At 58.6% G+C, this 25,649-nt stretch carries 11 protein-coding genes and 1 CRISPR repeat array (1 of these 12 cut by a window edge); of the genes, 5 read left to right on the plus strand and 6 right to left on the minus strand.

Annotated features, from left to right (window positions below):
- Window positions 1-24 precede the first annotated feature (24 nt).
- The 4 genes from J3R75_RS07345 to J3R75_RS07360 form a co-directional block, all read right to left on the minus strand.
- Window positions 25-6,309, minus strand: a complete 6,285-nt coding sequence (locus J3R75_RS07345) for an SdrD B-like domain-containing protein (protein WP_307260834.1) — start codon at window positions 6,307-6,309, stop codon at window positions 25-27.
- A gap of 316 nt (window positions 6,310-6,625) precedes the next feature.
- The gene (locus J3R75_RS07350) at window positions 6,626-9,784 is read right to left on the minus strand and encodes a hypothetical protein (RefSeq protein WP_307260835.1); all 3,159 of its coding nucleotides are present in this window, start codon (window positions 9,782-9,784) and stop codon (window positions 6,626-6,628) included.
- Between the two features lie 329 nt (window positions 9,785-10,113).
- Complete coding sequence (locus J3R75_RS07355; RefSeq protein WP_307260836.1) at window positions 10,114-10,641, minus strand: hypothetical protein; 528 nt, start codon at window positions 10,639-10,641, stop codon at window positions 10,114-10,116.
- 1,133 nt (window positions 10,642-11,774) lie between these two features.
- A complete protein-coding gene (locus J3R75_RS07360; protein ID WP_307260838.1) occupies window positions 11,775-14,021 on the minus strand; it encodes a heparinase II/III domain-containing protein in 2,247 nt (748 codons plus the stop codon).
- A gap of 225 nt (window positions 14,022-14,246) precedes the next feature.
- Between J3R75_RS07360 and J3R75_RS07365 the strand changes: the two genes are divergently transcribed.
- From J3R75_RS07365 to J3R75_RS07375, 3 genes are all read left to right on the plus strand, one after another.
- On the plus strand, window positions 14,247-16,034 hold the full coding sequence (locus J3R75_RS07365; RefSeq protein ID WP_307260840.1) for a hypothetical protein: 1,788 nt from the start codon (window positions 14,247-14,249) through the stop codon (window positions 16,032-16,034).
- Window positions 16,035-16,094: 60 nt separating this feature from the next.
- Window positions 16,095-16,301 (plus strand): hypothetical protein, encoded by a 207-nt coding sequence (locus J3R75_RS07370; RefSeq protein WP_307260841.1) that lies wholly within the window; start codon window positions 16,095-16,097, stop codon window positions 16,299-16,301.
- 416 nt (window positions 16,302-16,717) lie between these two features.
- Complete coding sequence (locus J3R75_RS07375; RefSeq protein WP_307260842.1) at window positions 16,718-17,887, plus strand: M14 family zinc carboxypeptidase; 1,170 nt, start codon at window positions 16,718-16,720, stop codon at window positions 17,885-17,887.
- 118 nt (window positions 17,888-18,005) lie between these two features.
- Here J3R75_RS07375 and J3R75_RS07380 read toward each other — a convergent pair whose 3' ends face one another.
- Window positions 18,006-18,833: a sugar phosphate isomerase/epimerase family protein gene (locus J3R75_RS07380; RefSeq protein WP_307260843.1), complete on the minus strand. Its 828-nt coding sequence runs from the start codon at window positions 18,831-18,833 to the stop codon at window positions 18,006-18,008.
- Between the two features lie 200 nt (window positions 18,834-19,033).
- Here J3R75_RS07380 and J3R75_RS07385 point away from each other — a divergent pair, with 200 nt between their 5' ends.
- Window positions 19,034-19,822, plus strand: coding sequence for a glycerophosphodiester phosphodiesterase (locus J3R75_RS07385; RefSeq protein ID WP_307260844.1), 789 nt, complete (start codon window positions 19,034-19,036; stop codon window positions 19,820-19,822).
- A gap of 9 nt (window positions 19,823-19,831) precedes the next feature.
- On the opposite strand, the gene J3R75_RS07390 is transcribed toward J3R75_RS07385, so the two are convergent.
- Window positions 19,832-21,796 carry a glycoside hydrolase family protein gene (locus J3R75_RS07390; protein WP_307260845.1) on the minus strand — a complete coding sequence of 655 codons (1,965 nt, stop codon included), beginning with the start codon at window positions 21,794-21,796 and terminating at the stop codon, window positions 19,832-19,834.
- A 158-nt stretch (window positions 21,797-21,954) separates the two neighbouring features.
- Here J3R75_RS07390 and J3R75_RS07395 point away from each other — a divergent pair, with 158 nt between their 5' ends.
- Window positions 21,955-22,089: a hypothetical protein gene (locus J3R75_RS07395; RefSeq protein WP_307260846.1), complete on the plus strand. Its 135-nt coding sequence runs from the start codon at window positions 21,955-21,957 to the stop codon at window positions 22,087-22,089.
- A 999-nt stretch (window positions 22,090-23,088) separates the two neighbouring features.
- A CRISPR array of direct repeats spans window positions 23,089-25,649; the repeat unit is 37 nt; unit sequence GTCACAATCGCCTTACGGCTTCAGTCCTGATTTGGAC (it continues 1,320 nt past the right edge of the window).

Consider the following 25,649-nt stretch of genomic DNA (forward strand, 5'->3'; position numbering starts at 1 on the left):
GGGCGCTTTCTCTTCCCGAGCGTGTCACGGTTTGTCCTCCCCTTCCAGACGCCGCAGCACACCGAAAATCGACTCGTCGAACTTCCAATGCAGGGCCACGAAGAATCCCTTGTCCCAACGTTCGCCGCGCGAAAAATCTCGGTCCTCAAAGCCCTCGAAGTTGTATCCAAACGCCAGCCGGAGGTCCTTGACGACATTGAAACCGATGGTGGCGCCGTAACTCAGGGAATGTGCCGAGACGTCGTACTGTGAAAGCACCCGCCCACCAATGGCAACGAAGACCCGGTCGGTGATGTCCACCCTTGCGGCCATGGCCTTCACATCGCTGAAGAGCGCCGAGTCCAAATACTCGGCGGACGTGCTTTTGCACGCATACTTGGCTTCCAAGATCAGCCAGTCGCATGGCTGCCAGTTGCCCTCGACGGAGAGGATGAGGCGGCTAAGGCGTCCCCAGTCGGCGACGTCGGTGTCTTTCTCGTGCTTGAATTCGATGTCGCCGATAACATTGAGGGCGTCCCAAGTGACGGGCCGGTACGCGCACCCGACAAGAAGGTCCAAACTGAGGCTGTCACTGCTATCGTCCTTGGCGGCGATGTAATTGATGATATTGCGTCCGAAGAGCGTATAGTCCACGCCGACTTTGAGTGTACCACCGATTTCTGTCAGATAGGACGTCTCAGTGTCTTCATCACGCATTTCATAGCGGCTGACTGCGGTACCCTCACCAGAAAGGGGGCGGTATTCGGAACTGAGGGTAAGCGCCCAGAAATCATCATCGCTGGCCTGTTTGCTTTTCCGGACCGCGTGGCTGAGTTCGGCGGTGCCGCCCAGCCGCCATTCGCTACTTACCTGGTGACTAATGTCCAACCCGGAACCCGATCGCACCCGCCGGCCGCTAGCGCTGTTTTCAAGTTTGAGGCGGTTGAAGGCGCTGGTGGATTCATTGAGCTTGGCTTCGACCCCGAAGGTGGCATTGTATTCGGCGCCAGCAGTGGGGACTTCCCGACGTTCAGCGCCGAGAACAAGATCGGCATAGCGATTGAGAGTATAACGCACATCGGCATTGCTGCGCGTCGCCTGGTCAGTGCCGGAATCACCGAAAGCCTGCTGATGGAAAAGTTCCATGCGCAGGGATTGGCTCAGATTGAAGCCGGCACCAGCCCGGGCAAAGGGACTGCGGAGACACTCGCCGTTGCTTGCGCTACGCGATATGTCTTCCTCTTCCGTGTAACCCAACCCGAGCGTCAGTTCTCGCGTGTCCCTTTTGTAGATGAAATCGTGAATGGCCACATGACGCCGACGGTCGGAGCTGCGGTCGGTCTCAGTGTAAAATTCTTCCTTTGTGGACCAGCGGTCATTAAGATCGAATTCGCCATCAAAGCCCAGGGTCATTCTGCCGGCGCGGTCGCCGGACATGCTCTGATTATCGAAGTCGTTGCCGATATTTCGGTAGTAGAGACGGTAGCGAGCCGCGTCGTATTTGCCTTCTAGTTCCAGTCGCATGGCGCTACCGTCGCTGCCATCGACCGAGCTGCTCTGGGCGAGTTCGCCGCTGAGGACCAGGCCGGGCTTGAGTTGTATGGACGCGTCGACGCCCTCAAGGACGTGATCGTTGGGCGCGGACTCATCCCGAATCTGGGTGACGCCGACAGCCATGGTGCGAGCGGCGTTGTGCAGCTCGGCGCGGCCACCATAACTGTTGTAGTCTTTCGACTTGCGACTATCTACTTCATAGTCGGCGACGATGAAGATCGGGTTGTTGTCGTTGTCCTGGGAAAGAACCGGCCGTTTGAAGAGAATGCGGCCCGTGTCGTAGTCAATGCTGTAGTCGGTAAAGCGCGTCATGCTGTCACTCTTGAGAACGACGTCGGGATGCCAGCGGTCCCGAGTTTCAATGACAATGCGTTCGCTATTGTAGATAATGTTTTTATCCGGCAGAGTATAGTAGCCGCTGACGCCTCGTCCGCGGATTTCGAGGCCCTTGATTTGGACCTGGTCGTTTCGCGAGAAGAATGCGTCAACGTCAAGATAGGTGCTTTCGGCATGCAACTTGGCGCCGGTCATGGACCGCTGATAGGCGGCGAGCTGGGCTTTGTCCAAGCCGGTTTCAAAATCGCCGTACATGACGTAAGACTGATCTTTTTCGACCTTGACATAGAGCTTGTCGCGTGACTGGGCTTCATACTGCTGTTCGGATTCGTCGCCGTAAACCGGGTAATATTTCAGCGGATCCTGTTCGCTGAAGATTTTGCCGTCGTCGCGAGGTTTTTTGGAGTCATAGGACGTGGTCATGACCATGTTGTATGGCAGCGAGCCTTTGGCAAACCAGGCGACGCGGTTATCCATGTCGAGCTTGTGATCCGAATCACCGCCTTCTCGCCCGCTGTCGCGGCGGTGAGAATCACTGACGGTGGTGGACGCGATACCCGATAGAATCCACGACCGTTGATGCGGCGCAAAAGTCACTTTGACCGTCTGATCCAAGTCACCGGCGATGACTCTGATCGAACGCGTTTCCGGTGTTGCCGCGGAGTTGAGGCGGATCATGGCCATGCCGTCGCGCACCTGTGCCTGATGCCCGGGCTCGGTCAGGCGCAGGTCCGGCGAAAGAATGTCTCCCTTATCCACCGTGACGGTCACCACCGAGCCGTGTCCGGTCGGCAGGCCCTTGTCGTCCAGCAACGTGATACGCAATTGCGGCTCGGTAAGACCGTCGGCCATCAGTGGGTTCGGCGTCACGTCGAGGGCAATCTTGACCGGCGTTGCCGCACGCAACACGCTGACTTCACTGACCCGCGGCGTGTTGTCGCCGGGATTGAGGACCTCGAGTCGCAGCGTGTTCTTGCCAGGATGAAGATTGACGCCGTAGTACAGGCAAGTCATGCGCCTGGCAACGACATCGACGCCGCGTTGGCCGATGCGCTCTTCCGGGACGACGTCGCCATTGACATACAAGGTGGCTTTACCGGCAAGGAAAAAAGCCGTCTTGATGGTGATCTGGTTGCTGGAAATAAAGGTTTCGTCGGGCTCGGGACTGAGTATGAGCGCCTCGAATTCATGAGGGCTTGGTGCCGGCGCGGCCTGCCGAGTCGCCGGCGAGGGATCAAAGTCTGGCGCGCGATCTTGGTCGCCGATGTTGACAATCACCCCTCTGGCCGTCTGCTCATGACGCACGGCCGGATAGCCACTGGTGCGCTTGCGAAGGCGCAACTGCAGCTTGGCGCGGCCATCCTCGTCATCCATGTAACAGCGCAGCGAAGCCACATTGGGGTCGTCAAGCGCCAGGCGGTCTGGCTGCTTGCTGGAGTCTACTCCGGGAAGCATGACATGAACAATTCCCGACGCGGCATCAACTGCGACGTCGGCTAATAAGGCACTTTCACATTCGATTTCAACCCGGGTCGCCGCGCCTTCCGTGCTGACGCGGACGGGCCGAAGAACATTGCCCGGAGCGTCAACAGCACTGACAGCGCCGGTGGCGCTGGTGCTGCTTGGAGCTTCCGCCGTGCTTTCTTTTCTGACTGGTAGCACGCGAAAGTTCGCCTTGTGTGGCGTTCCGTAACGCAGTTCGACCATTCGCGAGAGAGGATTCAAGGCGTTTTGTGAGTCGACAATGGCGGCTGTCATTCCGGGGGGCAGAGTGGTCTGGTCCAAACGCAGAACATGCATTCCCGGTTTTATGCCCGTGAAATGATATTTTCCTTCGCGATCAGTAAGGACGTAGGTGCCGTCCTCCAGGATGAGCCTCACGCCCTGGATGCCCGGCTCGGCATGATTTTGCAGACGGTCGTCATTATGATCCACAAAGACTCGGCCAAAAATGATCGAATCGTTGTGGAACATGCCGGCCTCGACCTCGACATCGACGCCACTGCTGGCCTGTAGGCGCGACCCCATGGGCAAGATCGCTGAAATGGTGACATTGTTGGTATTGCGACCGAGACGGGCATCCGTGGTAACTACGCAGGCATAGGCAATGGTCAGGCTTGAGTTAGGCGCAAGGGTGCCGAGAGTCCATCGGAGGGTTGAGCCATCTGCCGAGATCACGGGTTCGGCCTTCTTGCCATCAAGAGTGGCCGAACCGGAGAGATAACGGAAGCCTCGCGGCAGCAGGTCGGTCAGTTGGGCATTGGTTAGGGTTTCAGACCCCTTGTTGTGCACCTCGACTTCATAGCGCAAGGGATCGCCCAGGTCAACTTTGTCACTGCTGACTTTTTTGTTGATGGTGAGGATATTTTCTCCACCGACGACTGCCAGCACTTGATTGGATAGCCGTACCGTCTGAGTTTGGTCGCTGGTAATGCTGAAGATATTGGGTATTTCGGTGCCATCCTTCGTACCGGCCGCAACGTCGACACTGAAGCCGATGCGGCCCGTAAAGCCGGACGGTATTTCAAAAATGTGCCAGACCACGTCGTGGGTCTGAGCCTCGTAACGGCCCGTAACGGTAATGGACTGGCCACTGCCCGTGCTGTCATAGATGACGCCGTTGGAAATGTTCTGCACATTGGTGAGGTAATCGCTGAGTTCGTCGCGAATAATCGTGTTGAAAACTGGGCCGGGACCATTGTTACCGAAAATGTTCACGTAGGGAATCGTCGTGCCGATGCCGATGGTGTCCGGCGCATCATGGTCTTTGATGAAGGGATCCCAGAAATTTCCCGGCGCCATGACCCGCAGAATGCTGTTGGAGGTGAGATTGCTTTGGCTGGGGTCAAGTGCCGATTGGGCACGCAGGGTGATGCGATAACCTTGGCCGTCGTTATCACCGTTGGGCTGACCGCTCGCGGCGAGAGCGTCGGTGGGTATGATCATCCTAACGGCTATGGTTCGGCTTTCACCCGGAGCCAACGGCCCAGTGTCCGGAATGCCGTCACCATTGCTGTCAAACAGGGTGGAAACATTGCTTGGTGCAAACAGCGGCTTGCCGGTATTCGGATGCAGGAAAGGCGTGACGCCATCGGCCTCCATGCGCGGCACGATCCCACTGACGGCCATGATGCGCACGTTGGATAGCCAAGATGGTGGCAGGTTGGTCAAGGCGTCAATGCTGACGTTGATAGTGTCCGGCGCATTAGCATTATTGCGAACCGTGTTCAGGAAATAAACGGTGTTACCCGTGACCTGAGTGCCATATGGATTGGGATTGATAACCGGCACTCCGGGGTCGACAGTCACATCGCCGTTGTTGTTCAGCTCGCCAAAGATGTCCCCCAAAGCCGCCGGCTCGTCATAGGGGCCGATCAGCACCTGGCTGACCCGGGACTGCACCGTGACGCGAACGGTATTCGTCGCCAAGTCCTCCCGGGCCTCGCCTTGCCGACTGCGGTACTGCACGCGGCTGGTGTTCGGCAACAGACCAGCAGGATGGTCCTCAGCTATCGCCAGCCGAAACGTGACCCGCGCCTGCTGGCTTGGGACAAAAATATCAGCAGCGTTGTCAAAGAGGACGCCGAGTTCGACAATCCGCGCGGCCAGCGCGGCTTCGGTGGCGCCGGCCAGCTCGCGCCAAGTGTCATCGCCAGCAAAACGAGCCAGCCGACGCTGCCCCGCGGGGCTGGCCGCTAACGTCCCTGGAACGTAACGAATCAAGCCGTCAACGGCACTGGTTAGGTAATCCCGGACCAAGACCCCCCGGCGGCTCACGCCATCAACCAGCACCGTCTCAGGTTGGGCAACGAGGCTGCCGACGTTGATCACATCCAAGATGAAATCGACCTGGCTGCCCGGAGCCGCAGATGTCACCGCTGACGCTTTGCTGATCTTGAGCACGGCGTCAAAAACCAACTGAACGCGATTGACATTGTCCCGATCTATGAGGGAGAGATCACCCAGTGACCGCGCTTGAATATCGTGATAAAGTTCAGGGGCCAAATGGGTACCGGCCGGCGCATCTGGCGGGATGTCAATGCGCAGCAGCAGATTGACAAAAGCTCCCGGCGCCAGCAGCTCCACCCGGCTAATCTCGTTTTCACCGCTGTCGAAACGGCCGTTGCCGTTGGTGTCAAGGTAGATGGCGCGGAAGGAAGGCAGAAAGCCGCCCTGGAGGAAAACCACATTGAGGTCGTAGCTGTCAATAGTGTTGCCGGTGTTCGTCAGCACGTAGGGGAAATACACGGTCCTGCCGGGGTCACCGTAGGCCGTCTGCCCCGGATCGGCCACGGTGCCGTCAGGGTCGAGGCGCACGCCATAAACTGGCGCCACAGGATTTCTGACGGCGTTGGATGCCACGCCATAATCCCGACCCGACCAAGTGTAGGTTGCCGTGGCCTGGTTATGGATCATCGTGTTAGCCGGAGTCAAGGCCATAACGCTATCCACGAGAAGCAAAATAAAAAGCAACACCAGGCAAGGAAGCGCGTGTCCCGCCGTAGCCGTTATTGCCGGCTGCTGCGAGCGCATGTACCCCCTTACGTGGTGTTGGGTTTTATTTGTGTGCGGCATAATCACCGTGAATCATGACTTTCAGCACGGCTAACATGCATCGACAGCGTCTTTCCACGTTGGGAAGGCTTGTCGCTATGCGGTGCTGTCAGTATCATGAATGCATCCATTCTCCTCAAGGCCGGCACTGTACCCGCAGGTGGTCCTACGGGTACAGCGACCGGTCAGCTCTGCGTGGTGATTACTTCACAATGACCTGGAATTCGAACCAGCCGTCTTCACCGGCCGGGACGTCACCGCCAGGCGTGGCGGTATCACTGGTATTGCCAATGTCAAAGCGGACATTGGTGATGCCGGAGGCGGTTTCATCCGCCGCGACATAGCCCGGCAGGGTGGTCTGATCAACGGGCCATAACACCCAGCTGATGCCGTTGTTGGTGCTGTACTGGAAGTAGGTGTTATTGGCACCGGTGACGGTAGCGCCGCTGGGGAGCAACGCCCGGATGCTGGCATCGGTCACCACCAGCTTGGTGTTGGCCGGGATGGCATCCGCAATCACCGCCAGCGACAATGTGCCGGGACTGAGGTTTTTGTAGGTGGTGCGATAGGTAATCTTGCCAGCGGGAGGAACTTCCGTGGTCGGGGCGTTGGTCTTCTGCAGCTGCAGGGCACCATCAATGACCGTGATAATGTCCAGCGCGGTGTCGGCAGGGGCGTAGCTGTCCATCTGGCCCGTGACCGTGATCGGCAGGACCGTCCCTGCGGGGGCATTCGCCGGAACGAATACCTTCAGGCAAACCGTGGCGCTATTGTCAACGCCGGGTGCCGGTGCCGGAATTGCTGCTGTGGTGTGCGTATTCGGGTTGTCACCATTGCCATTTACGGCGCCGGTGGCGCAGTTCACCCACACGGCACTGTAGCCGTTGGGCAGGGCGCTGTGACTGAGCGTGACGGTGTCGGCGACATTGCCGGTATTGACCACCACATGCGAGAAGATGTAGGAACCGCCGGCCACGACCGTCGCCGTATTGTCGGGCAGGACCTGGATGCCGGGAGCGAGGTTCACCTTGATCAGCAGGCGCATGGTGTCGGATTTGGCCGGGTTGTTCGTTGAGGTCGCCTTCACATCGACAAAATAGTCACCGGCTGGGGTGCCCAGTGGAACCTGCACACGCACATTAAGGTTGTAGATTTCATTGGGAGCGATGGTATCGACGTCGGCGATGGCTGGCAGCCAGTCCGTGTCGCTGATGGGAACCAACTCGGAATCATCAATGACGCCGTCGCCATCGACGTCCTTCAACAGCTGAACGACAAAGGACGATGCGCCACCAATCTTGGCTGTGGTCAGCTTGTAGGTGTCAGCAACGCTGGTGGTGGTGTCAGAGCCAGGCGCCGCCTCAGGCCGCATATTGCCGATGTCGATCGGGAACACCACAACGGCACCGGGATTGACACCGGCGGCAGTCGTGGCGTCGTCGTCGTTTTCTGATGCATCCGCAGCAGTAGCGTTGTCGTCATTGCCCAATTGGCCGCTGGTGGCAATATCCACGCTAGCAGGACGAACCTCAGTGATGGTCAAGTCAGTCGTATCGACCTTGGTCGGATCGTTGGTTGAAGTGGCCGTGGCTGTGAAAGTGCTGGGGCCGGCGACTTCCGCGTCGGCTTTGATAAAGACCTTGACCACGATGTTGGCCATGTCGGCGGGAGCGATCGCGCCGGTGTCGGGCCGGCCATCGCCATTGGTGTCGGCCAAGGGGGTCACACCGTCGGATTTGTACAGGACCACGTTGAAGCTGCTCGAGTCGGGGTTGCTAACCACGATGTTGTAAGTGTCGGGAGAAGTCGCCGGACCGCCAATGCCGTCTTTGGGGAGGGCGGGCAGTACTTCATTGGGATTCAACACAGTCAACGGGAAGGCGATGATTTCACCAGCATCGCGAATGCCGGCGGCGGTAGTGTCGGATGTCGCGGCAACCGTGAGGCCCTTGGCGTCAATGGCAGGATGATCGGCACTGGTCAGATTGAGTGGGGCGCCGTTGTCTGCCATCGGGTAGCCAAACGGACCAATGGCAACACCAGCCGTGGCAGTCAGAGGATCGGCGCCGACCGTGACCAAAGCTTTGTTTGACTCGGCAGCAATAAGATCGCCAGCGGCGTTCTTGGCATAGCTGACAACAACTTGGTTCTCAATCAGCTTGGCTTGAGCTGTGCTATAGGGGCTTTGCACGTTGGCCTGGAAAGTGAACTTGTAGCCTTGGCCGGGCGTCAGCACGGAACCTCTCAGGCCATTACCGGCGGGGTTGGCTTCCACACTATCGGCGTCAGGAATAAAGAGGGCGATCTTCGGGGTGGTGGTCCACGCCGCGTCTGCCGCGTCAATGTGCCACCGGTTGTTGGCTTCATGCCAGTAGAGGATGCGGGCCTTGGTCGGGCCAAAAACCGTCGGCGCGGCAATGCCGGCATAACCAAAGGGGCCGGCGCCGGGGTAGGCCGCATCAATCACCAGTTTCGCAGGATCAAGCTCGTCGATGATCAGAATACCTTCGCGGGCTTCCGCGTTGCCATCGCCACCCAGATCAATGCTGACGGCGGGCGGGCCGCCAATCGCGTACACCACGGCGAAGACATCGGCACTGCCGGTATTTGAGCCTTCAACCGTATAGGTCAAGGTCTGACCGGGAACGGCCGAACTGACATTGGCCGACTTGCTGGCCGTCAAAATACCCGTGCTGGCCGAAAACAGCGTCTGGCTCCAGTTGGAAATTGCATCCGTTGCAAGAGCACTGCCGTTGGACTCGGCATCGATATCGGTGTTGATCTGTTGCGTGTCAAGGGCACTGGTTGGTGTCTTCACAGCCACGATCAAGGGGATGGTCGCGTCCTGGGCGACGATCGGCGTCGCCGCCTGATTGGCAACGTTGGTTGCCAGCAGGATGTCACCAGCGTCAACCTGGCCGTTGCCATTGGCGTCATAATACACCTCTACGCCATTGGGAGCAATGATCACACCAGCCGCCGCCTGAAAAGCAGTAGTCAGATCATAAGTGTCAGGGGTGTTACCGGTGTTCTTCAGGTAGTAGTGGTAGTACGCCACGTTGCCGGGAGCAGTCGTCTGCGTCAAAGCTGGCGTATCGGTATAGTTGAAGGGCGCGTCGACACCGCCGCTCTTGTCCGGCGTGATTTCTACACCGTACACTTGCTTCACGATGTTGATGACTTCATTTGAAGTCGATATCTGCGACTGCAGATTGGCGTCTTTATAGGTCGCCACGGATTGGTTGCGAATTTCAGTTCCCGCCGGCGTCAGGGCATACGCCTGCACCGCCAGAAACAATGAGACCGTACCGGCAACGGCACAGCCCAGCAAACGCCTGGTCCATCTTTTGCTCGTAATCATTGACTTTCTCCTTTTGCTTACAAATTGCATCATTTGAAAACTCTATAGAAACCCTCTGTGAACTCAATGCTTCTTTTTGTGCTGCGGCCGTTTTTCTCCTTTGGGCTAGGGTTGTTCACTAATCAGTCTCTGAACTCAGATGGGATCGGACACCAAGAAAAACTTCATACAAACCATATCTATCTGTTCATCACCTGTTTATGACCAGTATCTCGTCGTCTGAAATCTCAAAAAGAACATCAAGGCATATGACAGACACAAAAGTTCTCATCGTTTTTCGGGGAAATCTGCTGGTGAATATTTCATCAGGGGAACGTTGCGACTAGTCGTCAGCGCACTTGCACACGATACTTCAGGGTCAACTGCTGTTGTGCGCTCAGCTTCTCCAACGTCCAGCGCACCTGCGTGTACATATCCGGCGTGGCAACTTTCTCAATCTCGCTGCCATCGGCCAGCTTCACTTTGTAAGTCAATGGTTCCGGTTTGTAGGTCACACCGTCGTCAATGCTGAACTGCGGCACACTCGCGCCCATGTTCATCGCGGAGCCCGCCAGGTAGCTCGTGCCCTGAGGCACCGGGCCGACAATGCTCACTTCGGCAAGGTCCGCATCGGAAACATTGCTGTACTGCAACGCATACTCAATGGTCTGCCCGGGCTTCACCTGACTGACTTTAGTCAGCACGTCCGTGCCATCTGCGGCCTTCTCAACCAGGTACGCCGTCATGGTGCTTTGCAGCGGCGAAGCAACTGCAACCGGGGCGTCTTGAGCCCTAGCCACATAGAAAAACATAACTGAACACACAATCGTCAATAACACACTTCTGCCATGGATACATGCCGTTTTCATCGCTTGCATAGCTCAGTCCTTTCTTTCGCTAATACCAGATTACATGATTGAAAAAAATTCATTCCTATTCACAAATGCACAAACCTTAACCGACCTCAAATACTGATGTCGCCGTCAAAACCTGATCATATCAATAGTGAAATGCACTTATATTCACCAAGTTGCTTTTAATGAAACCAACAAAGGGGGCAAATATCAAAAAGGCAATTCAGAAACAAAAAACCTCAATACCGCGACTCCATGAGGCGGTTTTAAGGTAAATCAGTATGCAAAGAAATAAACTCCCGCATGCTGTTGACAGTTGTGGTATAACAAAACAAGTATTCCCCACATGCACAATCGAGTTGTAACGACACCGCATGACTCTGATGTGTGACATGCTCCCTATATATGGCTCTCATTCCATTGTCATCTTCAACAACACTGAGCGCAACTCTCGCATAATATCGCATTCTGAAAGGAGCAACACAAGGGGCTCGCCTTTATTATTTTCATTTTTAGTCACCAAAACAGCAATAAACATGCATATAAATATGGCATATTTTGCATATAAGCAGCGAAATTCATGCGAATAACCAGCCCAGTCGTTTGTTTTTTTGCACATTTCTGTTTTTTTGACCAGGAATGTTGTTAACTCCAACTTTGAATGAATCGTTGGCGGTGTAGTCAAGAGCATATGATATCGATCAGTGATAATAGTCTGGGGTGGGGCGCAAGGACGGCTCACTGGGGCCTCCACTTAGCCTGACTTACCCTGGGATGGGAAAACGCATCTTCCCGGTTTTATGAAAAACAGTGACCATTATGTGCAGGAACTGAGCCGCTGTTTGCTTAGCACCTTTGAAGGCAATTCAGAAATAGTCGGTTTCATGTACTCATAGTCATGAAAGCCGTAGGCCTGTGCTATCAGATGGCGTATTTTATTGTTGAACCACTTTCATGGTGGCATTGCTGACACGGCTGCGGGACCAATAGGCGCAGATGTCCGCAAGGGCATGACTGCATAATCACGACCACTTTTGGGTGTGGGATTCCAACGCAAGCGAGGGCAAGCGAAAGCCGGTGGGTCTCGGCGAAAGACAGTGAATTAGCCGGCCGGCATGCCTTCGCGAGTGCCGGTGCCTGCGAGTGTGGGCACGTGATCAGCGGGCGATGGGTTCGCGGTCAGCGAGCAGCGGCTGATCGAGGATGCTTTGGCCGGCGGCGTCCCAGGCGCGGATGTGACCACCAATGAGGCCATCGCGATTGAAGAACAGCTGGTAGCGGCGCTGGCTTTCTGGGCAGGTCACCTCAATGCCGTCCTGAGTTTCGGTTTGGATAAGCCGCGCCTGCGCCAGTTTTTGGATTGGCGCCAGGCCGACTTGCAGCAGGTGCAGGAAACGCGTCTTCTCGCCGTCTGCGGCGGGCGACACTTCCAGGCGGTAACGGCCGTACTGGTTTTCGGGCTTGGCGAAGCGTTTCTCCTGGTCGAAGATTTCCCAGTTGCGGCCGTTGGTCCAATATTCCTTGCCGGGACCGCCAATGACCTCGTGCTTGGCGGCAATGGGCAGGAGCGTCCTAACGGCCATGGCGCCCTGACCGCTGCTCGCCTGGAAGAGCTCCGGCGCCAGCGCGGTAGGTTCGTTCTGGCTATGCCACAGCCACACTTTCTGTTGATCCGGCGCAACGGAGCTGACCCGATCGTAGACCACGAAGCAGTCCGGCGCCAGATAGACGAACTGGCGGACGGCCTCCCGGCATTTCTTGTCCGAGTAGCACAGCGTGGCGTCGCCGCCGCTGACCACGTGGTAGGGCGACTGGTCGAAGCCGAGGTTGACGGCCTTGCGGCGGGCGTCCTGGCCGCCGTCACTGGTGAGCGGTGCAGTGATTTTCGGCGCATTGGCGGGGTACCAATGCCGGGCGAGGGGTTCGTCGGCCATGCGGATCAGCACGCTGTTATGGGCGACGGTCTGCGGGTAGTACGCCAGGTGGTGTTCGACGTCGTCACGGGTGCCGGTGTCCAATGCCTGAAAGCCATGCTTGTAGATGATAAAGCTGTTTTCGTCATAATGCTGATGGCCGTCGTATTTGGCGCCGGCCTTGAAAGACGCGTAGGTCGCGTCGGCACGGAAACCCGAGCGCACATTGGTCAGGCCGTAGGAGGGGAAGAATTCGCCGAGGCGGCCGTCGTTGATGACGGCGTCGGGGTTGTCAATGACGGCATTGGCGTCAAAACCGGTGAGCAGGAATGGCGTAAAGGGGAAACTCCCCGTATTGATGCGCTGGTCGCCGGGCAGCACGGCCATGATCGCCTGCGTGATCTTCGCCTGCTCGGGAAAGTCCTGGCCATAGAAATGAATGGCCTGCGCCAGGTGGGTGTACATCAGCCCGGTGCCGATGATGTTGCTGCTGTGATTGGCGTCGCCCCAGCCAAATTCGTAAAAACGGCCGTCGGCGCCGAGGATGCTCATCCAGTTGAAGTAGTTGGCGTAGTCGCGCATGTGAATCCAATGCTGCCGACCGTCGATGGCACAGGCTGACTGAAGCGAGTGCAAGAAGTTATAACTGGCCCACGGATAGGCGCCGAGGCTGTAACCGACGGTGATCGAAATGAGCAGGCCCTTGCCGCCAGACACTTCGTCGCGGCGCTTCATGACGGTGACATAGTGCTCGTAGCCGGGGCGGAGCAGCTCTTCGGCGAGGACGTCGTCAACGCCGGCCTTATAGCCGACCAGGCCGCCGTACCAGCGCAACGTCGGCTCGCCATAATAGCCTGCGTCGGCGCCGCCGGAATTGCGCAGATAGCCGGGCTTCTGCATGTGCTTGATGTGCTGCAGCAGCGGCAGCAGAATCTCCCGCCGCTCGTCCGGCGTCAGCGTGTCGTAGAGCCAGTCGTAGGCCGCCAGACCACAGATCCGCGAGTAGTTGTACCAGTTGGGCATAATCCGCGAATGATCGGACAACTGCACAAATTTCACCAGCAGGCGAAGGTACGCGATGGCCTTCACGCGGTACTCTTCCTTGCCAGTGATCAGCCAGGCCAAGGCACATTCATTGGCGGGAAAACCGCCGTCGGTCTTGACGCCGTATTCGCAGGCGTTCTGATTGCCGCGATTGCGGATAAAGACCATCCGACCCTCGTCGTCAATGCGCACATATTCCGGCCGGAATTCCAGTTCGGTGGACGGCTGATAGCCGTCGACTTTGCGCAGCAGCGCCGACAAGTAGCTCTTGGCGGTGCCATTGGCGTAATCGCGCAAGCCCGGCAGCATATCCTGGTTGATGAACAGGCGCGGGCGATCCGGACGAATCTTCGCCACGACCTCGTCAACGCTCGGCGGCGGCAGACCCTCGGCCATAGCCAGGCTCACGGGTAGGGCAAGTAACAACATTGTCTTCAACAGGTGCATATGCGGTCCTTTCGCGGCAACGGCGACTCGTATGATGTGATAATCCTTGCGGCAACACTCAACAACGGGCATACAATATCAGCTTTTCCGACATTGGACAGATCAAAGCGCGGATTCTCGGCAGCCAGCACGTAATGCCTTTTGCGTGTATGTCCTTTCATAGCCGCTAGCATCTTGCTATTGTAATAGCGCCGCCATACCACACACCATCCAGGGGGCACCACGATGTTTCGCATCCGCAGAGTCTTTGATGACATTTCGCCGGTCAACCAGCTCATATTGACGCAGGCCCAGGACTTGCTGCGGGAGCTGTTTGCCGGCCTGGAGCACAAGAAGATCGACCGTATTCCGGAAGTCCTGCGGCACCCGCTCAAATACGGCTTTCGGACGATACTCTACGTCGCCGAGGATCAGCGACAGCAGCTGTTGGGTCTGGCCCTGCTCGACCACGACGCCGGGCTGTCCTTCGCGTATCTGGACTACCTGGCCAGCGCAAGTCGCCTGGCTGGCCGTGGCGTGGGCGGCGCTCTGTACGACCGCGTTCGCAGCGAGGCGCTGTCGCTGGGCGTGAAGGGACTGTTTTACGAATGCCTGCCAGACGACCCGGCGCTATGCCGCGACCCGGCCATTCTCAAACAGAATCGCGCGCGACTGCGCTTCTACGAGCGCTACGGCGCGCGACCCATCGCCGGCACGGCCTACGAAACGCCGGTCAAAGTCGGCGGCGACAATCCGCCATACCTGGTCTTTGACGACCTCGGCCAAAGCACGACGCTACGACCGGATTACGTTCGCGACGTCGTCAAGGCGATCTTGCAACGCAAGTACCCGGAGCTCTGTGGCCCGGAGTACATCCGCATGGTGCTGGCGTCCATCAAAGACGACCCGGTGCGACTACGGGGGCCGCGCTACAACGGCGCGCGTGACAACGCCGAGAAAAGCGCGGCGCCCAGCCCGTCGACGTTGCGCCGCATCGCCGTGGTGGTCAGCGACCAGCATGAGATCCACCATGTCCACGAGCGCGGCTATGTCGAGTCGCCGGCGCGGGTAAAGACCATCCGGCAGGCGTTAGCAAGCAGCGACGCCTTCACCGAGCTGCCGCCGGCGCATTTTCCCGACGAGGCGATTATTGCGGTGCACGACCCGGGCTACGTCCAGTATTTCAAGCGGGTTTCAGCCCAGATTGATGACCGCACGCCCTTGTATCCCTACGTCTTTCCGCTGCGCAATCGCTCGCGGCCACCGCAGGACCTGCCGATCCGCGCCGGCTACTATTGTTTGGACACCTTCACGCCCATCAGTCGCCATGCCTACATCGCCGCGCGCCGCGCCGTGGACTGCGCGCTCACCGCCGCGCAGGAAGTCCTCGCCGGCCGCAAGATCGCCTATGCGCTGGTGCGGCCGCCCGGCCATCATGCCGAGCGTGGTGTCTTCGGCGGCTTCTGCTACTTCAACAACGCCGCCATCGCCGCGCAATACCTCAGCCCCTTTGGTCGCATCGCCATGCTGGACATCGACTACCACCACGGTAATGGCCAGCAGGACATCTTCTTTAAACGGGCAGACGTCTTCACGCAGTCCATTCACGGCCATCCACGCTTTGCTTATCCTTATTTCACCGGTTTTGCCGACGAAACCGGCGAGGACGCCGGCCGCGGCTTTAACCATAATTATCCCCTGCCAGAGAAAATCAGTCCGGAGCTCTACCTGCAGACTCTCGGCAAGGCCCTCCGGCGCGTGCGCGAATTCAAGCCGGCCTACCTGCTGGTCTGCCTCGGGCTGGACACCGCCGGCGGCGACCCCACGGGCACCTGGGACCTCAAAGCCGCGGATTTCAGCGCCGTCGGCAAGGCCATCGGCCAACTGGGCCTGCCGACACTGGTCGTCCAGGAAGGCGGCTATCGCCGCGGCGCCCTCGGCAGCTGCGCCAAAGCATTCCTCCTCGGCCTCCGGGACGGACAGGGCCCCCAGACCGCACAAAATCCCCCCCCGACAAAAAACGCCCGTGAGTAACCCACCCGAAGCCGGCAATCGGTCAGTAACCACCCCGGTGGGGAAAACACCGGGGACAATTTGCAGGAAACCCACGGCCAGTCGCCGCCCAGCCAGTCGACCTTGATTTCCGCTGACCTTTGCGGCAGCGTGTTTCATAGGAGTAACCACCCCGGTGGGGAAAACACCGGGGACAATTTGCAGGAAACCCACGGCCCGCCGCCGCCCAGCCATTCGACCTTGATTTCCGCCGACCTTTGCGGCAGCGGGTTTCATCGGAGTGATTGATAATTAAGTCATCGAGCCTGGTGCGGAGTGAAGCGTGCCGGTTTCCCTGGCCGCGAAGCGGCAGAAGCGCTGAAAGCGCGAAGCATACCAGCCCAGGGCAAGCACGCTGAAAGCGTGCGCCGCCCTGGGTAGAACGGCGACTATGTTCGTGTTCCTCGGCCTCTTTGGCCCCAGTCGGCGAAGCTGACTGGGGCCAAAGAGGCAATGGAACTCCCTTGCTCACCTGGGGGTAATGTCAGAGGCTTACCGGTCGGCACAACGCCACGGCGTTTGCAGGACCGCCGCAGTGCATTACAGTGTGCTGTTCCGGGGAGAAAGCCCAGCACGAAGGACCTACGCAATGACCATACGACTCTTGCGTTCTGTGGGGCACGGCTTGCCGTGCCCTGCGCCAAGCAGCACGAAGGACCTACGCAATGACCATACGACTCTTGCCCGTAATCCTGGCAGTGGCCTGCGCCGGCTGCCTGAGCCCGCAACAGCAATGCACATCTGAGGAAGCGACCATGGCATCACTGCGCGACGCATATCAAAACCTCCGTTTCCCGCAATCTGAATATGGCGGCCAGGCGCCGCGGCCGTCGTGGTGGCGCTGCCGGCCGGAAGAAATCGCCGACCTCTGCCTGGGCGTCAAGAAGGGCCGCTGCGAAGTCATTGGCCAGACCGCGGCGGGCTTTCCGCTTTTCGCCGTCTTGTATGGCGAGTTCAACGACGGCGGACCACGGCAAAGCACGTGGGCGGCGTCGTCGTCATCGGATGCGTATGAGTGCTATTATGGCCAACCGGAGAAGCAGACGATTGTCTGGGCAACAGGCTTTCACGGCGCCGAGCCCGAAGGCGTGGTCGCAACGCTGAACATGATTCAACTGCTGGAAACCGGCAAGGATCTACGCGGCCGCAGCTACCCGAAGCTGCTGGAGCTCGTATCGCAGTTCCGCATCATCTTCCTGCCCTGTGTGAACATGGACGGCCGGGCCATCTCGCCGGACCACCTGCAGGGCACCGACAAAGTGACCTTCCGCAAGGCCTGCCAGGGCGAATGGCTCGACGGCCAGCCCATCGAGTGGCGAGAAAGCAAGCGCTACTTCCCCCTGCCGCTGGATCGCGTCAAACACCCCGGCGGCTACCCCAATGCCGATGGCTTCAACATCATGCACGACGCCACCCCGGGCAATATCCGCACACCCGAAGCGCGAGCCATGCTGGAGCTCATTGAGCGCTATGGGGTGGATTTCTTCTTCAACGGCCATTCCTGCGAGGGCAAACCGTTCATGATCATGCCGTCAGAGATCAACTACCAGGCACACGTCGAACGGGGCCTTGAACTGGCCGACGCCATCAACGCCCGTCTGGTCGAGGCCGGCCTGCGCAGCGGCATGCCCAAAAAGGCGGCGACGCGGACCCTCAACTTCAACAATCTCGTGTCGCTCACCAGCGGCGGCCTGGCGCTGTCCAACGAGCTTAATTCATGGGCGGAGAGCTTCGACGACATGATTGAGCCCAATTTCATCATCATGGAAGTCATCCTCGCAAGTGCGCTCAAAGAGCCCCTCGCCGACCGCGCGGCACTCCTCCGCGGGAAATAAGGCGGCGCGCCAAACACGAGCGGCGGCAGCCCCCCCCCAAAAAAAAACGCCGTCGCGCCCCTGCCGTGCATCAGCTGCACGGCAGGGGCGCGACGGCGTTATGGGGATATGTGCTCGTTCAGCGGGCTTTTTTCTGGTCGAGGCGATTCATAAAGGTGACGAAGGCCGGGAAGGCCATTTCGGGCTCGGCCAGCTCGGGGTGCCACTTCTTCTCCCATTCGAAGGAGAAATAGCCCTTGTATTTATCATCCTGGAGCTGCTTGATGATCTTCTCCAGCGGGATGTCGCCTTCGCCGAGCATGCAGAGCTTGAACTGCCCGTTCTCGCCGCGCTGGTAGTCCTTGATATGGACGTGTTTGAGCTTGGGCTTGATCAGCTGGTAGAAGGGCATGAAGTCGTCGCCACAGGTCTTGTCGCTGTGCTGGACATCCCAGAGGATACCGAAGGCCTTGTTGCTCTTGAGGGCCTTGACGATGGGCTCAATTACCTCGACGCTGTTGAAATTGCCGTGGATCTCCAGATTGACATCGACGCCCTTGGCCGCGCCGTAGTCGCTGAGGTCCTTCAGGGCGGCAATGACGCGCTCAATAATCGCGTCGCGCTGGGCCGGGTCCTTGATCTGGTCGCCAAAGACGCGGATGGCCGGAATGCCCATGCGCTGGCAAATGTCAATGGCGCGCTTGGCGGCGGCCACGTTGGCCGCGCAGGTCTTCTCGTCATGAAAATTGGCGGAGGTGCCAAAGCCAGCCCATTTGAGGCCGAAGCGATCCATGAGCTTCTGGGTCTCGGCCATGTTCTCAGGTGCGAACCAGCTGATTTTCTCGGCGTCCATTTCGCCGTCGAGGCCACGGACTTCCAGGCCTTTAACCCCGCAGATGCTGAGTTCCGTCAGGACCTTCATGAAATTCCACTCTGGGCATCCCAGTGTCGATATTGCCAGTTTCATAACCACCCCGTCGTTGTTGCGCGCTCAACTGCTTTTATGCCGGCTGCGGTGTCGTGCCGCCGGCGTGTGTGATTTATACGTGAAAGATGTACATTACCGCGACAAGGCCGCCGATACAATCAGCCCAGGGGGCCAAAAACGGGTTTCGTGGAGCTGCAGAACAAGCCGTTTGGCGACGCAATGAAGGAGCATGACGAGGCATGGCAACGAGTCGTTATCATTCCCTGACGGCCCTCTCTGAGGACTGGGACCAGGTCATCATCACGGCGCATCGCGGCGCCAGTGGCTGCTATCCGGAAAACTGCGCGCTAGCCATGCGCAAGGCGGTAGAGTGGGGCTGCGACATGATCGAGTTCGACCTGCGCATGACCAAGGACTGCGTGCCCGTCCTGCTGCATGACGCCACCCTCGACCGCACGTCCAATCTGCAAGGGCCGCCCGCGAACTACACCCTCGCGGAACTCAAACAGGGCAATTTCTCCCACCAAAACGCTCCAGATCAGCCGCCGCGCGCCGCCACCTACGCGGAGATGCCCATCGCCAGTTTTGAGGACATCCTGCGGGAGTTCCGCGGCCGCGTCGGCATGAACATCCAGGTCTATGCCGGCGCGGCCGGCATCGCCGAAATCTGCCGCCTGTACTTGCAGTACGACATGGTCGACCACGGCTATCTCACCCTGGCGTCGCTGGACGAGATCAAGGCCGTCCGCGCCATCAATCCGGCCATTGAAATCTGCTACACGCCGCCGTGGCAAGAGCGTGGCAATCCCGACCAGCTGCGCCTCTGCAAAGAGCTCGGCTGCCGCTTTGTGCAACCAGTCGCCGCGCATAGCGGGCCGGAATGCTACGCGCTCTGCAGGGAGCTCGGCCTGCGCGCCAATGCGTTCTACTCCGACACCGACGTCGGCAACCGCCGGCTTCTCGCCCAAGGCGCCACCGGCTGGCTCAGCAACCGCGCCGATATCGGCCTGTACACCATCGGGCGCTAACGACGACGGTCAATCCGCGCGCAGCGGTGCAATCCTGAACTCGGCGACCGCCGTGGCACTTTCCGCCAGCAACTCGACACGACGCGGCCGCAGCCCCGGCCGGCACGTGATCATTGTCTGCTGGCCGGCGAATTCCGCGTCGAGGATGCAGCCCCCCAGTTTGTTGTCGACCATCACCAACAGACGCAACGCGGTGGGCGTGTTGGCAGCGAGGACATTCTCCCGGCAGAAATTGCGGCCGCGCATATGGGTATTTGGCAGCTTGTGGAAGCTCTTGACGTCGGGATTTTGCGCACAGAGCTCGCGAGCGCTGGGCAGGGCTTCGGCAAGCGCACCATCGGGGCATTGATCATGCCACTGGGCGCGGCCGCGTGCGAAATCCAGCTGCAATTCACAGCATTGGCCGCCGTCGCCATAAACACGCAGGGCAAAGCGCCCGGGTGCCGTCGGCGGTGGCGTAATGCGCATGCTCAGCAGCAGCGACTGCGCGGGCAGATCGCGATTGAAACGGGGCGTTGCCGGCCCGATAACGGTGCTTTCGGCGATGATGTCCGTTGGTGCGGTGTCAGGCGTGGCTTCGGGCAGCCATTTCATGCCGAGGTTGCCGTCAGGGAGCTGGATCAGTTCGCGCAGCACCAGGTGTCCGCCCCAGCCATTGCCGGCGAGCCACCCGGCCAGGACACGGCGGTCGCCAGTGAATGCCGCGACCATGGGCACGCCAAGGCCGTCATAGAGATCATGCCCCTCGGCGGCGAGATCGCGGTAAGGGCCAAGCGGGCCGTCGTCGCTGACAAAGAAGCCCGAGAAGCCCCCGAGGACGTAGTCACGACCATGCCAGGTGAAATAGCACTGGCATTCCGAACTGTTGCGCATGGCGGCGCCGCCGCCGCTGGGCGGGAAGGACGGATTCACGCAGCGCCAGGCGCCAATGCGGTCCGAGAGCCAAGTGCCTTCCAGGCCATAGCCGGCAAAAAGCAGCAGCCGGCCGGCGGGCAGGGCGTAGATGCTGGGATTTTCGCAGGGATGAATGACCTCGCCGCTCTTGCGAAAGCTGATGCCGTCGTCGCTGTAGGCGCAGAGGGTGCCTGCGGGCACGCCGGGCAGCTCATCGCGAGTGAAAACGCCGCTATGGCCATGGGCGGCAAGGTAGTCACGCTGAACCCGGACGGACTCGCGCGCGGATGCGTCCATGCGCGCCGAGTGCATACCGTAGGAAAAACAGACGCGGCCGTCCCACAAAAATGGCGTGCCAGTGCCGATAGTCTCCCACTGTTCGTCAATCCCGATCGCCGTGGGATGCTCCGTCCAATTCCGCAGGTCGCTGGAAGAGAGATGGGCGAAGTAATGCCCGCCACAGCCAAATTTGCTCGCGTGGTGGCGACGGTCAAGGAGGTAGTAAATGTGAAAAACGCCGGCGTGAAAGAAGGTCACGACGTCGCCAACCCAGCTGTTGTGACCCGCCGGAGTGTAATACTGCGCCCGCAGGCCCGTCCGCGGCGCCACGGCCGACGGACGCCGCCCCGGGCACGACAAGGCCGGCGCCATAACACCCGCCGTCACCCGCATCTCCCCAGCGGCAGGCCGAGCCGGATAGCCGTAGGGGAAATTTTCGTCCATGAGCCAGCCATCGGCGTAGAGCCGCAGGGCCGCGCCGCTGAAGTCGAGCGAAATTGCGATGTCGCCCTGGTCCGATCGCTGCAGGCAGCGCAGGGGAAAGCCCACGCGAATTTCACGCCACTCGGGGCGATTGTCGCTATGCACGGTCAGGACTGCCTCCAAAACCGGACAAGAGCCATCAGGGAGAGCGTAGCATTGATAATTCTGCTGGCGATCCCATGCTTGCAGTGCGGCGTCATCACCCGTCTGACGCAGTAGGAGCACGCAGACGCCGGGAAGGGCGATCAACTCCCCGGCTGGCACATCGCGGCGCAACCGACAGGACAAGCTAAAATCTTCGCAACGTTTTGGTTCCATACCATTCCCCGTTTTGATTGCTTGTAGACTTTCGTTGGCTCCCGCGCAGTCGAGCAACGACAGCATCCCCGCCCACAAAAAGGCTCTGAGAAAGACACTCTGCTCAGCATAACACCGGTTCAAGTCACTGTATAATCCCACGGCATGAATTCATTTTTTTGCGTAGTCAGTCAGTGTACACCCCGGCGCTTCGCTGGGACAATTTGCAGGAAACCCACGGCCCGCCGCCGCCCAACCATCCGACCTTGATTTCCGCCGACCTTTGCGGCAGCGGGTTTCATAGGAGTGATTGATGTTGGATGCACGATATGCCTCTCTCCGGTGCGGTGAGTCTGGACGTGCCTAGCCAATGTGGCACCCTCCGGGCGCCTCATCCGGGGATATGCATGGTACGGCCCTCCGGGCCGAACTTGGCCGATCTGGCATTTTATTGCCGCGAAGCGGCAGAAGCGCTGAAAGCGCGAAACATACCAGCCCAGGGCAAGCGCGCTGAAAGCGTGCGCCGCCCTGGGTGCAACGGCGACTATATTCGTGTTCCTCGGCCTCTTTGGCCCCAGTCGGCGAAGCTGACTGGGGCCAAAGAGGCAATGGAACTCACTTGCATACCCGGGGGTGACGTCGGTGGCATGCCTAGCATCCGTTATCAATCGCTGACCGATTTCCGCCGACCTTTGCGGCAGCGGGTTTCATAGGAGTCATTGCTACTGGCGGTTCCCGCAACCGGTGGACCTAGGCGCGCTACCGGCAACCCCGGCCGGGAAACACACGCGCGGCGGTACCGGGATATGTCCTGTGCCTCGCGGCTTGCCGCGAGGGTAGCGGGTATGATCGCGGGCCGTCCTGGGCCTCGCGGCTTGCCGCGAGGGTAGCGGGTATGATCGCGCGCCGGCCTGTGCCTCGCGGCTTGCCGCGAGGGTAGCGGGTATGATCGCGGACCGTCCTGGGCCTCGCGGCTTGCCGCGAGGGTAGCGGGTATGATCGCGCGCCGGCCTGTGCCTCGCGGCTTGCCGCGAGGGTTAAGCCGAGGAACACTTGAATAGGATCGTTCGGGTGTCGCGCGAGAAGCTGGCCTCTCGTAACGGTGCGGGCGAGACGCCCGCACCACGGCCGGAACACGGGCAAGCGACAAGAAGAGCCGCCGGGACGGCGGCGCTCCCAGGAATCCCCAGACGGCCCATGGGACCAGCTGGTATCAAGAGAAGGAATGATTGCGCCCCGTAGTAATCGGTCAATCATTGATACTGGCAATTCCCGCAACAGGCGAAGCGAGTAGCGACCGCGCGCCGTGACGCGTCACAATCGCCTTACGGCTTCAGTCCTGATTTGGACTGGAAGGAACCACAAAGGTCTCCCTGGAAGTGCTGTAGTCACAATCGCCTTACGGCTTCAGTCCTGATTTGGACGATGGCTGCATTAATGGCTGAGATGAAAGCCATGCGGGAGGGTCACAATCGCCTTACGGCTTCAGTCCTGATTTGGACGGGAAGGGACCTACGGTGATTATGTATATGTCTGGGCTGAGTCACAATCGCCTTACGGCTTCAGTCCTGATTTGGACCGACTTGCGCTGGCGTATAGCGTTGCTGGCGGGTATGGGTCACAATCGCCTTACGGCTTCAGTCCTGATTTGGACCGACGTGACGGGCGATTTTTTCGACGTCGGTGAACATTTGGGTCACAATCGCCTTACGGCTTCAGTCCTGATTTGGACATACCCGCTGTGCCGAGCTTACCATACTCGGCATGATTGCGCGGTCACAATCGCCTTACGGCTTCAGTCCTGATTTGGACGCCGGCGTTGATGGCCGGTGATCAAGGCAGGAGCTTATGTCACAATCGCCTTACGGCTTCAGTCCTGATTTGGACTGGTGACGACGAGCCAGAGCCGTCAAGGCATGCGCATGGTCACAATCGCCTTACGGCTTCAGTCCTGATTTGGACCTGGGTACCCGCCAAAGAAGAGACAACCTTCTCGCGTGATAAGTCACAATCGCCTTACGGCTTCAGTCCTGATTTGGACAAATAAGGTCTATAGCACAGACGAGCTTTTTGCCTGGATGAGTCACAATCGCCTTACGGCTTCAGTCCTGATTTGGACCAGGGGTGAGGGCACGTATGGCGACTATATCTATATGTCACAATCGCCTTACGGCTTCAGTCCTGATTTGGACGACTATCGCGGGCTGCATGGAGTCGGAAAAAGCCGAACAAGCGTCACAATCGCCTTACGGCTTCAGTCCTGATTTGGACACAACAAGGAGGATTGAACAATGGAAAAGCAAGTGAAGGTCACAATCGCCTTACGGCTTCAGTCCTGATTTGGACCAAATCTCAGAAGGTCATCAGTATGTTCCAGCGTCTTATTGGTCACAATCGCCTTACGGCTTCAGTCCTGATTTGGACGGCTGCATGGAAAGCGAAAGAGCGGAACAAGCGTGCAGTCACAATCGCCTTACGGCTTCAGTCCTGATTTGGACGGCTCCACGCCCATAACCGTCACCATAGGACAATTGCCGCCGTCACAATCGCCTTACGGCTTCAGTCCTGATTTGGACCGCGAAGAGGAGGAGTATAACAGCTTCATCGAAAACGTATGTCACAATCGCCTTACGGCTTCAGTCCTGATTTGGACATGAGATTGTTATTGGGCTGAATGACAAAGACACCAAGCAGGTCACAATCGCCTTACGGCTTCAGTCCTGATTTGGACGGCCCTGGTGAACTTGGTAGAGCGGTTTAACTCCGCCGCCTGGTCACAATCGCCTTACGGCTTCAGTCCTGATTTGGACCCATGTATATCCACCAAGATAATCTATACTTCGAGCACAAGGGGTCACAATCGCCTTACGGCTTCAGTCCTGATTTGGACAGTGTTGCGTCAAGGTGGATACGGGTATGCGACCAAGAAAAGTCACAATCGCCTTACGGCTTCAGTCCTGATTTGGACTTGCACGCCCACGCCATTGCTTGCATGACGATCGCGGCGTCACAATCGCCTTACGGCTTCAGTCCTGATTTGGACCAGTATGCGCTTGATTGCTGGAGACCGTCGAAGGAAGAGACGGTCACAATCGCCTTACGGCTTCAGTCCTGATTTGGACAAACGCATACCCACCCCACCACTTCCCACCAAACGAACAAAGTCACAATCGCCTTACGGCTTCAGTCCTGATTTGGACTTGAGCCTTACGGAATTCAAAACACAATTCGAGTTATTTGGTCACAATCGCCTTACGGCTTCAGTCCTGATTTGGACGGGTGCTTTTTGGCTGCTGAATAGGGGCGTTGACTTAGGTTGGTCACAATCGCCTTACGGCTTCAGTCCTGATTTGGACCCTTAACGCCGCGATCAAGATGGTTGTACGAGGATGGTACGGTCACAATCGCCTTACGGCTTCAGTCCTGATTTGGACTACGTTACTACGAACCCGCAACGCTACCGTTTGGTCAGGTCACAATCGCCTTACGGCTTCAGTCCTGATTTGGACTTGGCTCATCTGGAATGAAGAGGAGCAGGAGGCCCAAAGTCACAATCGCCTTACGGCTTCAGTCCTGATTTGGACGCGAGCAAGGCCGCAGGAATCCGCGAGCAGCTGGATCGGGTCACAATCGCCTTACGGCTTCAGTCCTGATTTGGACATAACCCAATCACGCCGGGGCCGCAACGCCCCGGCGGATGTCACAATCGCCTTACGGCTTCAGTCCTGATTTGGACTTGGCGATATTATTGATTTCTGGTTGGATGTTGAAGTCACAATCGCCTTACGGCTTCAGTCCTGATTTGGACTTTGTGTTGATGGCTGCTACTGAATATGATTTTGCTCGGTCACAATCGCCTTACGGCTTCAGTCCT

The organism is Oligosphaera ethanolica (assembly GCF_030814695.1).
Classification (GTDB): Bacteria; Verrucomicrobiota; Lentisphaeria; order Oligosphaerales; family Oligosphaeraceae; genus Oligosphaera; species Oligosphaera ethanolica.